Source organism: Streptomyces sp. LE64 (assembly GCF_052606915.1).
In genome coordinates this window covers 3,528,588-3,543,115 of the sequence record NZ_CP199708.1, presented here as the reverse complement: position 1 = coordinate 3,543,115, position 14,528 = coordinate 3,528,588, and the positions used below count along the sequence as shown (strand labels likewise).

Sequence of the window (14,528 nt, the reverse complement as noted above, 5' to 3'; positions counted from 1 at the left end):
GACGGTCGGCCGCCGCTCGGGCGGCCGGGGCGAGGGCTCAGCCGAAGCGGCCGGAGATGTAGTCCTCGGTGGCCTGCACCGCCGGGTTGGCGAAGATCCGCTCGGTGTCGTCGATCTCGATGAGCCGGCCGGGCTGGCCGACCGCGGCCAGGTTGAAGAACGCGGTCCGGTCGGAGACCCGGGCGGCCTGCTGCATGTTGTGGGTGACGATGACGATGGTGAACCGCTCCTTCAGCTCCCCGATCAGGTCCTCGATGGCGAGGGTGGAGATCGGGTCGAGCGCCGAGCACGGCTCGTCCATCAACAGCACGTCCGGTTCGACGGCGATGGCCCGGGCGATGCACAGCCGCTGCTGCTGACCGCCGGAGAGCCCCGAACCGGGCTTGTTCAGCCGGTCCTTCACCTCGTTCCAGAGGTTGGCGCCCTTCAGCGACTTCTCGACCACGTCGTCCAACTCGGACTTCTTGTACGAGCCGTTGAGCTTGAGGCCCGCCGCCACGTTGTCGAAGATCGACATGGTGGGGAACGGGTTGGGCCGCTGGAACACCATGCCGACCGTGCGCCGCACCGCGACCGGGTCGACCCCGTTGCCGTACAGGTCCTCGCCGTCCAGGAGCACCTTGCCCTCGACCCGGCCGCCGGAGGTGACCTCGTGCATGCGGTTGAGGGTGCGCAGGAAGGTCGACTTGCCGCAGCCCGAGGGGCCGATGAACGCCGTCACGCTCTTCGGCTCGACGGACATCGAGATGTCCTCGATCGCCTTGTGGGAACCGTAGTACGCGGTGAGGCCGCTGACGTCGATCCGCTTGGCCATGGGAATCACGCTTTCTTTCGTCGGGACGCGTCAGCGACCGGTCTTCGGTGCCTTCCAGCGGGCGATGCCGCGGGCCACCAGGTTCAGGATCATGACGAAGGCGATCAGGGTGAGCGCCGCGGCCCAGGCGCGGTCGTACGCCGCGCCCGAGCCCGCGCTGTTCGCGTACTGCTGGTAGATGTACAGCGGCAGCGACGCCTGCGCCCCTTCGAAGGGGTTGTTGTTGATGAAGTTGGTGCCCCACACCAGGAGCAGCACGGGTGCCGTCTCCCCGGTGATGCGCGCGACCGCGAGCATCACCCCGGTGGTGATGCCGCCGATGGAGGTCGGCAGCACCACCTTGAGGATGGTCCGCCACTTCGGCACGCCCAGCGCGAGGGACGCCTCGCGCAGCTCGTTGGGGACGAGCTTGAGCATCTCCTCGGTGGAGCGGACCACGACCGGCATCATCAGGATGGCCAGGGCCAGCGCGCCGGCGAAGCCGGACGGGCCCAGGTCGAGGATGAGGATCCAGAAGCTGAGCACGAACAGGCCCGCGACGATCGACGGGATGCCCGTCATCACGTCGACGAAGAAGGTGACGGCCGCGGCCAGTTTGCCCCGGCCGTACTCGACCAGGTAGATCGCGGTGAGCACGCCCACCGGCACGGCGATCACGGTGGCGATGCCGACCTGTTCCAGGGTGCCGATCAGGGCGTGGTAGATGCCGCCGCCGCTTTCGGTGTCGGCGACCACGCCCATGGAGTGGCTGAGGAAGTAGCCGTCGAGGACCTTCACGCCCCGCTTGACGGTCTCCCAGATGAGGGACGCCAACGGGATCACGGCCATCAGGAACGCGACCCACACGATGCTGGTCGCGACCCGGTCGCGGGCCTGGCGCCGGCCCTCGACCCGGGCCGCCACGACGTAGCTCAGCAGCACGAACAGCAGCGCGGCGATCAGGCCCCACTGCACCCGGCTGTGCAGGTCGAACAGGAGGCCGATGCCCACCGAGAGGGCGACGGAGGCCCCGGCGAGCGCCCACGGGGTCCACCGCGGCAGGCTCGCGCCCTGAATCCGGGAGGGGGCCGGGCGCTCGGGACGCCGGGTGGTGGTCGACTGGTTCATCCGTTGGCCCCCGAGTACTCCTTGCGGCGGGCGATGATGCCCCGGGCCGCACCGTTGACCAGCAGGGTGATGACGAACAGCACCAGGCCGGAGGCGATCAGCGCGTCCTGCCCGACGGTGTTGGCCTCGCCGAACTTGCTGGCGATGTTCTGGGCGAAGGTGCCGCCGCCCGGGTCGAGCAGGCTGGCGTTGATGTCGAAGGTCGGCGACAGGACGGTGGCGACCGCCATGGTCTCGCCGAGCGCACGGCCCAGGCCCAGCATCGACGCGGAGATCACGCCGGAGCGCCCGAACGGCAGGACCGCCATCCGGATGACCTCCCAGCGGGTGGCGCCGAGGGCGAGCGCGGCCTCTTCGTGCATCTTCGGAACCTGCTTGAACACCTCGCGCGACACGTTGGTCACGATCGGCAGGATCATGATGGCCAACAGAATGCCTACGGTCAGCATCGAGCGCGGGGCGCCGCCCTGCCACTCGAAGACGCCGGTCCAGCCGAAGTAGGTGTCCAGCCAGCCGAACAGCCCGGTCAGATGCGGGACGAGCACCAGCGCGCCCCAGAGGCCGTAGACGATCGAGGGCACCGCGGCGAGCAGGTCGATCACGTACGCGACGGGGCCGCTGAGCCGGCGCGGCGCGTAGTGGGTGATGAACAGGGCGATGCCCACGGCGATCGGCACCGCGATGACCATGGCGATCAGCGCGGAGACGACGGTGCCGAAGGCGAGCACGGCGATGCCGAACACCGGCGGGTTGACCCCGGTGTTCCACTCGAACGTGGTGAAGAAGTTGCCCTCGTTCTTGGTGAGCACCAGCGCGGCCCGGTAGGTCAGGAAGCCCGCGATGGCGGCCATGACCGCCAGCAGCAGGATGCCCGAACCACGGGTCAGACCGAGGAAGATCCGGTCACCCGGGCGGGTGGCGCCCCGCGCGGCCCGTCCCCCGTCGACCGCGGCGGTCGACGGGGCGGGCGGGGGCGGGTTGTCTGGGTGGTCCTTCGTAGCAATGTCCATGGGAGTTCTCCGGTCTGCGGAGCCGTACGGGGAGTGCGGCTCCGGGCGGCGGTGCACCGGACGGGTGCGGGCGGGGGCCCGTGCTCCCCGCCGCCCACCCGGAAGGGGGTCGGGCCGGCGGCGGGAGCGGGGAGGCGGGGCGTCCGCCCGCACGCTTCAGGCAGGTCGGTTCGGCTCGGTTCAGCTGAGCGACGCGATGGTCTCGCGGACCTTGGTGGCGATCTCGGTGGGCAGCGGGGCGTAGCCGGCGTCGGACAGCAGGCTCTGGCCGTCCTCGCTGGCGATGTAGGTGAAGAAGGACTTGACGGCCGGCAGCGTCTCGGGGTCGTTGCCCTTCTCGCAGAGGATCTCGTAGGTGACCAGGGTGATCGGGTAGGCACCCTCGGCGGTCGGCTTGTAGTCCAGCTCCAGGGCGAGGTCCTTGCCCTTGCCGACGACCTTCGCCGCGGCGATGGCCTTGGAGGCGTTCTCCGTGGTCGCCTTGACCGGCTCGGTGGCGTCCGTCTTGATGTCGACGGTCTTGATGCCGCCCTTGGCGTACGAGAGCTCGAAGTAGGAGATGGCGCCCGCGGTCTCCTTGACCTGCTGGGCCACCCCGGAGGAGCCCTGCGCGGACTGGCCGCCCTTGGCCTGCCACGCCTTGCCGCCCTCGTACTTCCACGCCTCGGGGGCGGCGGCCTTCAGGTACTGGGTGAAGTTGTCGGTGGTGCCGGACTCGTCGGACCGGTGGAACGCCTGGACCTTGGTGTCCGGGAGGTCGACGCCCGGGTTCAGCTTCTTGATGGCCTCGTCGTCCCAGGTCTTGATCTGGTCGTCGAAGATCTTCGCCAGGGTGGCGGCGTCCAGGACCAGGGTGTCCACGCCGGGGACGTTGAAGCCGACCGCGATCGGCCCGCCGACCATCGGCAGGTCGATGGCCTGGCTGTCCTTGCAGACCTTCGCGGACTCGGCGATCTCCTCCGGCTTGAGCGCGGAGTCGGAACCGGCGAACGCGGTCTGGCCCTGGAGGAAGTTGGTGATGCCGGCGCCGGACCCCTTGGGGTTGTAGTTGATCCGGACGTCCTTGCAGGCCGCCTGGTAGTTCTTCACCCAGACGTCGATCGCGTTCTTCTGCGCGGAGGATCCCGCGGCGAGGATCTCGCCCCGGGCGTCGTCGCAGGCGATGGAACCGGTGGCGGCGCTCTGCGTCCCCCCGGTGGCGCCGCTCGCACCGGCGCCCGTCTCGTCGGAGCCGCACGCCGTGAGGGCCAGGGCGCCGGAGACGGCGACCGCGCCGAGGGAGAGGGCGCGCAGCCGGTTCTTGCGCTGAAGCTTCACTGTTCGGGAGTTCCTTCCAGGAGCCGCCCGGGGTGCTGTTCGGCGGCGTGCGGGTGTCGGTCGGGCCTCCCCGTGACGGCACCGTTCGGCGGTACCGGGGCGGCCCGGAGGGTGTCCGGGTCGTACACGTGCACCCGGTGCGGTTGCCGGAAGTGGCCCCGGTTTTCGCACCTGGTACGGCCGAAATTAGGCAGGGCAGGTGAAGCCACCCACGGCCACAGGTGAACGGTCGGTGAACCCGCGCGGTCGGTGCGGTGAGGTCACGACCCGCTCACGCGGAGTGTCCGACCCGGCCCGGCGACCGGCCGGAAGACGGCGCCGGGCCGCGCCCGTGGCACCCCGGCGGGGCCGGCCGGGGACCGAACTGCCACGTCGTACGGTGCGCGTCCCCGCCGATGGTGCCGCCGAACGGGGTGCGCGCGCGTCCGGCTCCCCCTCCGTTCGGGTGAACGGATCGATGCACAGAAGCCCGCACGGGGCGCGCAACCCGCCCGAGCGCCGATCACGCGCTGCTACGCGCGAGGGCAATGACTCCTGTCCGGAAAGGACCGACCACATGCCGGTATCCGCCCCGGCTCCCGGTTTCCGCCGCCGCGGACCCTCCCGTTCCACCGCCCCCGGTACGGCGCGCCCTCCCCCACCGGCTCCGCCCGGCACGCGTGAGCAGGTACCCGCGCGGGTACGGAAGGACTCCGACCACCGCGAACTCACCCACCGCACCGACGAACTCACCCAAGGTCATGCCGTCGGCGCCGTCCGCGCACACGCCGCTCCTCGACGCTCCTCGCCCAGGGACTCCCCCATGACGACCCGCCGCACGGTCGCCGCACGCGCCCGTCGCCACGGCCTGCACGAGGCCGCGAACGGCACCGCCCTGATCCCGCCGCCGCGCGGCGCGCTCCTCTTCGACACCGACCGCAGCCGCCCCGGCGAGTTCCTCGGCCCGGCGGACGGCCACTGGGCGCTGCGCTGCCCGGCCACCGGGGAGCAGTGGCGGGCGGCGCCCCATGACCTGGTGCCGCTGGGCGCCGGGCGGCCCGTCCACGGATAGGCGCGGACGCCCCCGTGCGGCAGGACTCCGCCTGCCGCCGCACCCTCGGCACGCGCTCGGCGAGGAGGCTCCGGTAGGGAGCGAAGTCCGCGTGGTCCAGTGCTTCGCCGATCCGGGCTCCCGCGGACCCCCGCCGGCGAGACCCCGACCGCCCCCGTGTCCACCAGGAGGTACGCGGCCGTCCTCGCCGCGGCCGAAGGGCCGTCCCACCGGTGCGTCGCACGCCAGGCGGCCTCCGTCGGCCCGATGCCCTCCCGCATCACGCGCCGGATGACCGCCCGGTCGGGCCGCCCCCGGACCGCCGTCCAGCACCCCAGCACGAGGTTGACCGCCGCGTAGGCCAGCAGCCACCAGATCACGAAGCGTCCCTCGCCGGTCAACCACATCCCGGTCAGCCCCCGCGCGCTCTCGACTGGCCGCTTCCTGCCCGGTGCGGCACCACCTCAAGCGCGGCGCCCAGGGCCCTCCGTCCCGAGCAGCGGATCCCAGACACCCTGGAAGAAGGCCAGCTCCACCAGGTCCACGCCGGCCGCGGGGGCGCCGACGCCCGCATCGGCGAGCTGGGCCCGGGCCGCGGACATCAACTCCAGGTAGACCGCGTACCGATGGGCGGTCCACCCCCCGTCCGACCAGGTCCACGCGGCCGTCCCCGCGGCGGAGGCCACCCCCGCCGCGGCCCCGACCCGCTGCGCCCAGGCCCGCACCACCCGGGCCACCCGCTGGTCCAGGACCAGCGCCCGCGGCCCGACCGGGGCGGGCTCCGCCAGGTCCAGGAAGTACAGGAACTTGGTGAAGAACGCCGGCCCCAGGCCCCGGACCGTTCCTCGCAGCCCGCGGTACGCCGCCACGGCACCCCGCTCCCGCAGCTCCGCCACCGCCGCGCCCAGCGCCTCCTCCGCCCCCGGCTCGGCCAGGACCGCCTCCAGCCGGTGCGGCCCGTAGCCCGTCCTGCCCTGGCCCCACACGTACGAGGCCACCAGCGCCTCGGCCCAGGCCCCGCGGCCCACGGCGTCCCGCACCGCCTCGGTGACCCGCGCCCGGCTGACCCGTACGGTCCCGGTCTGCTCCCGGCCGGCGAAACCCCGGGGCCAGGGCTCCGCACCGGACCAGTGCGCCGGCACGTACGCCACCGCGTGCGCGCCCACGCCCTCGGCCGCGTAGCGGGCGCCGGGGCCGGCGAGCCACACCCCGATCGCGTCCACCGCGGCGGGCGGCAGCAGGTGCCGCCGCGCCTCCTCGTCCAGGGCGTCGGCCAGCGCCTGCCGCCCGTCGCCCCTCGTGCGACCCGCGTCCACGATCCCGTCCGTCAGGCCGACGGAGCCGTGAGCGCGGCGAGTTCGCCGAGCACCCGGGCCGCCGGCGCCGGGTCCACCAGCCACTTCAGGTGGCTGCCGGAGAGGGTGCGGACGTCGTACGGGTTCTCCGGGGTCAGCGCGTCGCCCTCCCGGATCAGCCGGTCCTGGGCCGCGAGCGGCAGGCTGGCGTCGTCGGCCAGCCGGACGAAGGTCTTCGGGACGCGCCCCCAGGCGGCCGCCTGCGCCCGGTCGGCGGAGGTGCCGACGTCGAGGTTCTCGTCCGGCTGGAAGGTGTTGAGGAAGGTCAGGAACTCCTCGTCGGTGCCGTCGGCGAGGAAGGCCGCCTTCAGCCCGGCGAGGGCGTCCGGGTCGGCGGTGCGGAAGTTGACGCGCAGCAGCCCCAGTTCGGCCGGGTCGCCCGCCACGACCGCGCCCACCGAGGCCAGGTCGACCGAGGCCATCTCCGGCTCGGCGTAGTAGTCGTTCACGTCCAGCTCGACCGGGCACCAGGCCGCGACGTAGACGAGCCGGTCGATCAGGTCGGGCCGCGCGTTGGCCGCGGCCGTGGCGGTGACCCCGCCCCGGCTGTGCGAGACCAGGATCACCGGGCCGTTCTCCTTGGCCCGTTCCAACACTCCTATGAGGTGGGCGGCGTTGTCGGCGAGGGTCACGCCCTTGATCGCCCCGGGCGCGGTGGCGAGCCCGGCAAGGTCCTGCGGTGCCTGGTAGGCCCGGGTGTAGGTCGCCCCGAAGCCGTGCCCGGGCAGGTCCACGGCGACGGAACGGTGCCCGAGCAGCCCGAGTTCGGCTTGCAGCGGCGCGAAGGAGAAGGAGTTCGCGAACGCTCCGTGCACCAGGACGAACGTGGGTTGCTGCATGTGCTCACTCAACTCTCTGGCTCCGCGGCCCGGCGGGGCACGCCGTGCGGACGGCGGTGGGGCAACTGTCCCGGCCCGCCCCGCGTCCTGTGCCGGCCGCCGCGACGGTCTCCCCGGTCAGGGGTGCCGTCCGTCCGCACGCGGAGTTCCGATCGGGGGCAACACGAACGGCTGCCCGATTCCCCGGGACAGTACGCAGCGGAAGATCACCGGTGCAACCGACAAAGCTCCGGGGGGCTCAGCCCCGGTGGCACGGGTCGACTCGACCGGCCCGGCGGGGCGTTCGGTCGGGTCGATCTCCGACCGGTCGGTTGCCCGGGATCAGGCGTCCAGGGCCTTCACGTACTCCCCGAAGGGGACGGAGTTCTCCAGGGCGATCCGCTTCCACTCCTGATAGGGGGCGGGGTCCCCCTCGTACTCCTCGCGATTGATCTGGGTACCGTCCGGCCGGAAGTTCAGGTGGGCGATGCGGACCTCGTCGAACATCCACCAGTCACGCCCGGAGAGCGGCAACCCGTAGTCCTCCCGCGTCACGTCCAGGACGCGGATGTCCTCCCCGGCCGCGACGTTGCCGGGGATGCCCCACGCGAACTGGTACCGCTGGTAGTCGGTGAGCGGCCGGCGCACGATGCGCACCCGACCGATGCGCTTGCCGGACCCGACGTACCCGCGTACCCGCTCGTGCCAGCGAGCATTGTGGTCCTCGGGCTTGCCCTCGCCCCGTAGGAAGCGGGCGACGTTCTCCTGCTCCTTGGGCATGGTGTAGGCGGGCTGTGCCTCGAACCGCCACGCCTCGCGCCCGAAGGCGTCGAAGAACCTACGCCACTCCTCACCGTCCAAGAGCACGGACAACCTCCCTGAGAACGTGCTCCGGTGTCTCCACCGGAACCTCAACCACGGGTGCGGTGAACGCATGGCACACGTTCGCCCGAACAACGAACGTACCGCGCTTGGTCCGGGGCCGGTTCCTCGCGTGCCGTCTGCCCCCTTCGGGCAGAAGCGCCCTCACGCGTGCAGGGCCGCCGGCGTCTCCGTACGGGCCCGTTCGTAGAGCGCCCGGGCGTACCGGTTGCCGAGATGCGGCTTGATCATTCCGAACATGCGGGTGACCCTGCGGTCCACCCGACCGCTCTGCACCAGGGGCAACTCGTCCAGCACCTTGTTCCAGGTGACGCACGCGGCTTCCAGGTGGCCGTGCTGCATCTGGAACTCTCCCAGCGTGGCCCGTTCCTTGACGCGGGAACGCCGGTAGACCGTGTACGTGAGCCGGTCGGACTCCTCCATCGCGCTGATGGCACCCGGCAGGTCGCCGAGCTCATGACGAACATGGCTGATGTGGTAGTACAACGCCGCCGGGTCGTAGGAACCGAACGCCTTCTCCCTGGACTCCGCCTTGTCCATGGCCCGCTCAGCCTCCCGTAGATGTGTCATCGCCTTGCTGACGTCACCGGACTGCGCGGCGGCGTGGGCCTGTTGTCCCGCGAGGAAGGCCCGCATCCGCGGCCCGGCCTGAGGGGATGCGGACGCGGCGGCGTCGGCAAGGCGCAAAGACGTGGCGCTGTGACCCAGTTCCACGGCCTGCACGCTCATCCCGCGCAAGGTCGTGCAGTACGTCAGGTGGTCCTCCGAGGCCCCGGCCAGTTCCAGGGCCTTCAGGTAGTACCGCTGGCCGAGCCCCTCCAGGCTTTCGTCCACGGCCATGTACCCGGTGAGGTAGCAGAGGTCCGAGGCGGCGGACATCATCGCCTTCCGCACGGCGTCGGGTGCCTGGGCCCGCAGGAAGGGGACGACCGTGTTGACCAGGAACGCAGCCGCCATCGGACGGGCGTGACGACCCCCGAACCTGTCGTCCAGTTCGGACAGTTGTTCCGTCATGGAGATCACCATGTCCACGTCCGGCATGCCGACCCGGGGGGCCGTCTCCTGACGCACCCGCTCCATCCTGCCCACCACGTCCGGCCAACCGGGGATCGTGAGCGCGACGCTGAACAGGCTCGCGTTGACGACCCCCCTGCGGGTGGGAACCATGTCGCTCTTCTCCCTCCTTTTCAGCTCGTCAGTCCCGCACGGCCCCTTCAGGCCAGAGCACCCTCACCGGCACCCCGTTGCGCTCGGCATGGGCCACCACATCCGCGGTCCCGCCGAGGCCGCGTGCCGGCTGACCGTCCCAGACAGCGATCAGCACCTCGACCGATTCGGCCAACAGCTCGCCACCGGCCATGTGCGCGTGCGAGCCGGATGCGACGAGCCCGGTGCGGTGCACGGCGGCAGCCCTCCTCAGGAGCTCGTCATACGTGCTGTGGTGCCACTCGGGCAGATCGGCCCTGTAATCCTGTGCAGGCAGCACCACTTCGAGCCCGCCACCGCGTTCGAGCACTGCCAGCGCGAACCAGGTGTCAGGACCATCCGCGATGCAGCTCACAGCGACGAGTTCACCAGGCTCGTACAACGCGACGGCCTCGGCCAGAAGGGCTCGCGTCTGCACCTCGACCACACTCGACAGTCCGCGGTGTCCAGTGATACCCACTCGCATGTGATTTTCCTTCCGATGATGGCAATCAGAGTGCTACAGGTACACGTCATGCAATTGCGCATCGAATTCACGCACCACTGACGGGGGCGATGTAGACGCGTAGGCGCGGCGAAACGCTCTGGCGCGCTCAACGATACGACCGGAGCGAAGCCTGACACCGACGTCGAGGGAACGGAGGGCAAGCGCGAACGCGCTGTCAAGCTGCCCCGAACTCAGATAGCCGCTCGCCACGTCCAAACCCAGCAATGCGCGTTGCTTCTGATGACCAGCGGTCAGAGCGGCCCGCGCATCGTCCAAGGATTCCTCGACCCATCGGGCACGTGCCAACCGAGCACCACAGGTTACCCTTGCGGCAGCGACCTTACGTTGATCGAAAGTGAAGATCCAGGGCCAAGGCGGCATCTCGTCCCGAGAGACTTCCCTTGTCCGAATCTCGCTGTCCAGGAGAGCACGGTCCGCCTCACGCGAGTTCCCTGCCGTGGCATGGGCCACGGCTTCCAAGGACGAGAGCCAGGCGGCCGAAATCGCCGGGTAGTCGCCGCTGAGTTGTTCACGGGCCGCGCTGATGAGTTGGAGCCCTTGGGCCACGTTTCCCAACTCCACCTCGAATTGAGCAAGGCTCCCTTGCTGGTATGCGGTCAAGAGCGGACGATGGGAGCGCTTCGCGGCCTTGATCGCAGCTCCGTACCAACTCCGAGCAGACCCTTGGTCCGACATGTCCCAGCAGAGCCACCCAGCAAAGCTGGCCACTTCGCTACCCACCGCCGCCATCCGGGCTCGACCTTCACGGTCGGTTTCCTGTGCTGTAACAGCACGCACCAATCGCATGTGCCCTTGAACCGCGTCCAACAGCTGGGACGCCGCCACGGTGGCCTCCACCTTCCGAAAGGAATGGGTTGCGATACTCAGCACATGGGCTTGGTCAGGCCCAGCGCCGGAGATCCGGGGAAGCGAGCCATGCAGTTCTGAAACCGTCGCATCTTCATGCACAGCAGCCAGACGCGATCGAGAACCCAACGACTCGCGGTCCTCCGTCGGCGGCGAAGGCCGAGATCCAGTTTCCGCCAGACCAACCAGTGAAGGCGGAATGGACAGATACTCGGCGACCCTGGCAAGGGTCTTCATGTCGTACGCGCCCGATCCTCTCTGCTCAATGCGCGAGACTGCCGACTGCGACAGTCCGCAGAAGTCTCCCAGTTGTCTCTGCGATACCCGGGCATCCCTCCGCACCAGCTGAATCACGCGCCCGTAGTCACCACGACGCGCTGCCTCCCGGACCGCCCGGCCTGACCAGTTCACGTCTACCTACTTCCTCACTGCACCCGTCGCGCAACCCCGACATGCGCCCTCCGCATGCGTGCATGCACATCACGCATCGGAACTCGCCCGCAATCTCACGGCTGTGGTCTTCTCGTGACTCACCGTCACACTAACGACGGATCGGGTCATCAGTGCACCCATCTGCTTCAAAGGAGAAGCCACATGACCAACCCACCCCCGCCGGAGCCCGGCGCCTTCGTCCGGGACGCCCAACGGGACACCCTGGGCACCTACATGGGCGAGGTCGGCGGACGGTGGCTGCTGCGCCCGCTCGGCGGCGGACGGGAATGGGAGGCGGAACCCGCCCGTGTGGTCACCGTCGCGGATCCGGTGACCCGGGCGGACCGCTTCCGGTTCGGTGGCCGGCCCCACTCCCCCGCCGCCTCCGCCGGGCCGCGTCTCCTTCCCTGGTCGTCCCCGGAGGGCAAACCCTGCTACCTCGCCCCCGACACCGAACACGAGGACGGCGGCGGTTACCTCACCCGGCTCGCCGACGGCGTCGAGGCCACCCAACTCACCATGGCCGAGGACCTCCTCGCCCACACCCACGCCCTGCTCGACGAACCCCGGCTCACCAACCCCGAACTCCGCTTCCTCCTCGCCCGTCACGCCGAAGCCCTCCACGACACCCTCCGCATCGCCCACAGCCGCGGGCGCCGCACGGCATGAAGCCCCCGGTGGACGGAACGGAAGCACGCCGTCCACCGGGGGCTGCGGGGGACGGGCGTCAGCCCGCGAGGCTGAACTCTCCGCCGGCCGCGATCAGGGAGACGCTGCTGAGGCTGTTGACCGGGGTGGTCAGGGCGGTGCGGTTGGTGGCGCTGCCGTCGCCGAGCTGGCCGTTGTTGTTGTAGCCGACGGTGCTGACCTTGCCGTCCCGGTCGAGGACCAGGGTGTGGTATCCGCCCGCGGAGACGGCGCGGATGTTGGTGGCGCCGTCGAGGGTGATGGGGGCGGGGCGGTTGGTGGTGGTGCCGTCGCCCTGCTGGCCCTGGACGTTGTAGCCCCAGGTCTTGACGGTGCCGTCGGCGAGGCGGGCGACGCTGTGGTAGACGCCGGCGCTGATCTCACGGGCGGTGGTGATGTCGTCGACCTTCACCGGGGTGAGCCGCTGGGTGCTGGCGTTGTCGCCGAGCTGGCCCTCGGAGCCGCGGCCCCAGGCCCAGACCGTGCCGTCGGCGCGGCGGGCGAGGGTGTGGGCGCTGCCGCCGGCCGCGCTGCGGGCGTTGGTGATGCCGCTGACGGTGACGGGGGTGGTGCGGTTGGTGGTGGAGCCGTCGCCCAGTTGGCCGTTGGCGTTGTAGCCCCAGGTCTTGACGGTGCCGTCGGCGAGGACGGCGACGCTGTGCAGGGCGCCGGCGGCGATGGCCTCGACGTTGGTGAGGCCGGAGACGGTCACCGGGTTGTTGCGCTGGGCGGTGCTGTTGTCGCCGAGTTGGCCTTCGGAGTTGCGGCCCCAGGCGCGGACCGTGCCGTCGGAGAGCAGGGCCAGGCTGTGGTAGTTGCCGGCCGCGACGGCGACGACGCCGCGCAGGCCCGTGACGGTGGACGCCTGTTCCTGGGCGGCGGTGTTGCCGATGCCCAACTGCCCCTCGGCGTTGCGGCCCCAGCTCTCGACGGTGCCGTTGGAGAGGAGGGAGAGGCTGTGGTAGTAGCCGGCGGCGAGGGCGTCGATGTCGCTGCCGGTGGCTCCGGGGATGGTCACCGGCTTGTACTTGGCGCCGGTGAGGGTGCCGCCGAGCTGGTAGTTGTCGTTGGCGCCCCAGCCCTTCAGCCGGCCCTCCTGGGCGCTCGCGGTGGTTGCCGGCAGGGCGCTCCAGGCCATGAGCGCGGCGAGCAGGCCGATCAGTGCGGTCAGGGCGCGGCGGGCGGGGCCCGGCCGGTGGATGCGTGGGTTCATCGTCGTCCTACGGTCGCGTGGTGGGGGCGGGGTCCCGATCGATCCCGTCACTCAACGCGACCCTTGTATCACCATCCGTGGCGTGTCGGAACGTTCGGCGGGGCCGTACGTTCCGACCCAGGCCACCAGTCCGGCGAACGCCCGCGCGGGGAGGACGAGGTGGGGGCCGGCCGGCGCCTTGCCGTCACGGAGGCGGACCAGACCGGGGGCGGGCCCCGGCGCCCACTCCAGGCACTGGCCGCCCTCGCCGCCGCTGTGACTGCTCTTGACCCAGGTCGGGTCGGTGCCGCGCACCGCTCCGGGCACCGGCGTGGTCACCGGGAGTGCTCCTCGGCGATCTCGCGGATGAAGGACACCGACAGGTCGGGCGAGAGGGCGGAGGCGCGGAGGCGTTCGTAGGCGGTGCGGGCGTTGCCCACGGCCGCTGCCGAATCGTTCACGTGACCCAGTTCCCGTGCTTCCGAGTACACGACGGTGGGCCCGTCGTTCGGCTTCAGCAAGGTGAAGGCGGCGGAGGAGGCCGGGGCGCCGGCGGCGAACCGGAGCACCTGGAGGGTGATGTGGGGGCTGGCCGCCTGACGGACCAGGTGGCGGAGTTGGCTGGTCATGATGGCGCGGCTGCCGACCACCGTGCAGAGCACGGACTCGTGCAGGATGATCCACAGCAGCGGGGGCGTGGTGGTGTCCATCACTTCGCGGCGGCGCATCCGGGCGTCGACCCTGGCCCGGATCTGGTCGTCGCTCTCGCGCGGATGCGAGGCGCGGAAGGCGGCTTCGGCGTAGCTGGGCACTTGCAGCATGCCCATGACGAAGGTGTTGCTGTAGTCCTCGATGCGGGCGGCTTCCCGTTCCAGCTTCAGGTACGGGACGAACCAGCCGGGGTGGCCGCGTTCGTTGAGCCGGTTCAGGAGGCGGGTGAACCAGCCGGAGGTGCCGAAGTAGCGGTCGCAGCCCTTCGCGAAGGCCGTCGAGGGCAGTGCGGTGCCACTGCTGACCTTCAGCACGTAGGGCACTTCGTACCCCGTCGCGTCGGCGAGTTCCTGGGGGGTCACCCCCTTGTGGAGGAGCGCTTCGGAGATCTCGCGGCCGAACCACTCCAAACCGTCCGCGGGTGCACCCGACCTTTCAGTCATATGTTCAACTCCAGTGCTTTTCGGGCGGTTTGGAAACTCCTTCCTGCTTCCGGAGGTTACGCACGGGCCGCCATACCGGTCATCGCCCACGCTCCGTAGCCGATGACCGGGCGGGTCGAACCCGCCCGGTCGGGCCGCCAAGGCCCTTGTGGGGTAGGGGTGTTGCCCCT

Annotated in this window: 15 protein-coding genes; 2 read left to right on the top strand and 13 right to left on the bottom strand. The window is 70.7% G+C overall.

Annotation, left to right across the window (positions count from 1 at the left end; translation table 11 throughout):
- Window positions 1-37: 37 nt before the first annotated feature.
- From pstB to pstS, 4 genes are all read right to left on the bottom strand, one after another.
- Window positions 38-814, bottom strand: coding sequence for a phosphate ABC transporter ATP-binding protein PstB (gene pstB, locus ACSMX9_RS16065; protein ID WP_445394802.1), 777 nt, complete (start codon window positions 812-814; stop codon window positions 38-40).
- A 30-nt stretch (window positions 815-844) separates the two neighbouring features.
- Window positions 845-1,921 carry a phosphate ABC transporter permease PstA gene (pstA, locus tag ACSMX9_RS16060; protein ID WP_445394801.1) on the bottom strand — a complete coding sequence of 359 codons (1,077 nt, stop codon included), beginning with the start codon at window positions 1,919-1,921 and terminating at the stop codon, window positions 845-847.
- Complete coding sequence (gene pstC, locus ACSMX9_RS16055; RefSeq protein ID WP_351246271.1) at window positions 1,918-2,931, bottom strand: phosphate ABC transporter permease subunit PstC; 1,014 nt, start codon at window positions 2,929-2,931, stop codon at window positions 1,918-1,920. Before pstC ends, pstA begins: the two co-directional genes overlap by 4 nt.
- A 180-nt stretch (window positions 2,932-3,111) precedes the next feature.
- Entirely contained in the window at window positions 3,112-4,248 is a 1,137-nt protein-coding gene (pstS, locus tag ACSMX9_RS16050) for a phosphate ABC transporter substrate-binding protein PstS (RefSeq protein ID WP_445394800.1), read from the bottom strand.
- An 802-nt stretch (window positions 4,249-5,050) separates the two neighbouring features.
- On the opposite strand from pstS, the gene ACSMX9_RS16045 reads away from it, so the two are divergent.
- A complete protein-coding gene (locus ACSMX9_RS16045) occupies window positions 5,051-5,299 on the top strand; it encodes a hypothetical protein (RefSeq protein ID WP_445394799.1) in 249 nt (82 codons plus the stop codon).
- A 443-nt stretch (window positions 5,300-5,742) separates the two neighbouring features.
- Here ACSMX9_RS16045 and ACSMX9_RS16040 read toward each other — a convergent pair whose 3' ends face one another.
- The 6 genes from ACSMX9_RS16040 to ACSMX9_RS16015 form a co-directional block, all read right to left on the bottom strand.
- Window positions 5,743-6,594: an 8-oxoguanine DNA glycosylase OGG fold protein gene (locus tag ACSMX9_RS16040; RefSeq protein WP_445394798.1), complete on the bottom strand. Its 852-nt coding sequence runs from the start codon at window positions 6,592-6,594 to the stop codon at window positions 5,743-5,745.
- An 11-nt stretch (window positions 6,595-6,605) separates the two neighbouring features.
- On the bottom strand, window positions 6,606-7,472 hold the full coding sequence (locus ACSMX9_RS16035) for an alpha/beta hydrolase (protein ID WP_445394797.1): 867 nt from the start codon (window positions 7,470-7,472) through the stop codon (window positions 6,606-6,608).
- A 321-nt stretch (window positions 7,473-7,793) separates the two neighbouring features.
- A complete protein-coding gene (locus tag ACSMX9_RS16030) occupies window positions 7,794-8,318 on the bottom strand; it encodes a DUF6879 family protein (RefSeq protein WP_445394796.1) in 525 nt (174 codons plus the stop codon).
- Between the two features lie 159 nt (window positions 8,319-8,477).
- Entirely contained in the window at window positions 8,478-9,500 is a 1,023-nt protein-coding gene (locus ACSMX9_RS16025) for a transcriptional regulator (protein ID WP_445394795.1), read from the bottom strand.
- Window positions 9,501-9,528: 28 nt separating this feature from the next.
- Window positions 9,529-10,005: a hypothetical protein gene (locus tag ACSMX9_RS16020; protein ID WP_445394794.1), complete on the bottom strand. Its 477-nt coding sequence runs from the start codon at window positions 10,003-10,005 to the stop codon at window positions 9,529-9,531.
- Between the two features lie 33 nt (window positions 10,006-10,038).
- Window positions 10,039-11,247, bottom strand: coding sequence for a helix-turn-helix domain-containing protein (locus tag ACSMX9_RS16015; RefSeq protein WP_445394793.1), 1,209 nt, complete (start codon window positions 11,245-11,247; stop codon window positions 10,039-10,041).
- Window positions 11,248-11,487: 240 nt separating this feature from the next.
- Between ACSMX9_RS16015 and ACSMX9_RS16010 the strand changes: the two genes are divergently transcribed.
- Entirely contained in the window at window positions 11,488-11,994 is a 507-nt protein-coding gene (locus ACSMX9_RS16010) for a hypothetical protein (RefSeq protein WP_445394792.1), read from the top strand.
- Window positions 11,995-12,052: 58 nt separating this feature from the next.
- Here ACSMX9_RS16010 and ACSMX9_RS16005 read toward each other — a convergent pair whose 3' ends face one another.
- From ACSMX9_RS16005 to ACSMX9_RS15995, 3 genes are read right to left on the bottom strand one after another with little or no spacing between them, the layout of a single operon-like run.
- Window positions 12,053-13,225, bottom strand: coding sequence for an RCC1 domain-containing protein (locus ACSMX9_RS16005; protein WP_445394791.1), 1,173 nt, complete (start codon window positions 13,223-13,225; stop codon window positions 12,053-12,055).
- Window positions 13,226-13,276: 51 nt separating this feature from the next.
- Window positions 13,277-13,543 carry a DUF397 domain-containing protein gene (locus tag ACSMX9_RS16000; protein WP_445394790.1) on the bottom strand — a complete coding sequence of 89 codons (267 nt, stop codon included), beginning with the start codon at window positions 13,541-13,543 and terminating at the stop codon, window positions 13,277-13,279.
- Window positions 13,540-14,358, bottom strand: coding sequence for a helix-turn-helix domain-containing protein (locus ACSMX9_RS15995; RefSeq protein ID WP_445394789.1), 819 nt, complete (start codon window positions 14,356-14,358; stop codon window positions 13,540-13,542). The genes ACSMX9_RS16000 and ACSMX9_RS15995 overlap by 4 nt, the downstream gene beginning before the upstream one ends.
- Window positions 14,359-14,528 lie beyond the last annotated feature (170 nt).

Excerpts from the sequence above, each read along its gene's own strand:
- ACSMX9_RS15995 (WP_445394789.1), bottom strand. The coding sequence starts at position 14,358 with ATGACTGAAAGGTCGGGTGCACCCGCGGACGGTTTGGAGTGGTTCGGC.
- ACSMX9_RS16035 (WP_445394797.1), bottom strand. The coding sequence starts at position 7,472 with ATGCAGCAACCCACGTTCGTCCTGGTGCACGGAGCGTTCGCGAACTCC.
- ACSMX9_RS16020 (WP_445394794.1), bottom strand. The coding sequence starts at position 10,005 with ATGCGAGTGGGTATCACTGGACACCGCGGACTGTCGAGTGTGGTCGAG.
- ACSMX9_RS16045 (WP_445394799.1), top strand. The coding sequence starts at position 5,051 with ATGACGACCCGCCGCACGGTCGCCGCACGCGCCCGTCGCCACGGCCTG.
- pstB (WP_445394802.1), bottom strand. The coding sequence starts at position 814 with ATGGCCAAGCGGATCGACGTCAGCGGCCTCACCGCGTACTACGGTTCC.
- pstA (WP_445394801.1), bottom strand. The coding sequence starts at position 1,921 with ATGAACCAGTCGACCACCACCCGGCGTCCCGAGCGCCCGGCCCCCTCC.
- ACSMX9_RS16025 (WP_445394795.1), bottom strand. The coding sequence starts at position 9,500 with ATGGTTCCCACCCGCAGGGGGGTCGTCAACGCGAGCCTGTTCAGCGTC.
- ACSMX9_RS16010 (WP_445394792.1), top strand. The coding sequence starts at position 11,488 with ATGACCAACCCACCCCCGCCGGAGCCCGGCGCCTTCGTCCGGGACGCC.
- ACSMX9_RS16005 (WP_445394791.1), bottom strand. The coding sequence starts at position 13,225 with ATGAACCCACGCATCCACCGGCCGGGCCCCGCCCGCCGCGCCCTGACC.
- pstC (WP_351246271.1), bottom strand. The coding sequence starts at position 2,931 with ATGGACATTGCTACGAAGGACCACCCAGACAACCCGCCCCCGCCCGCC.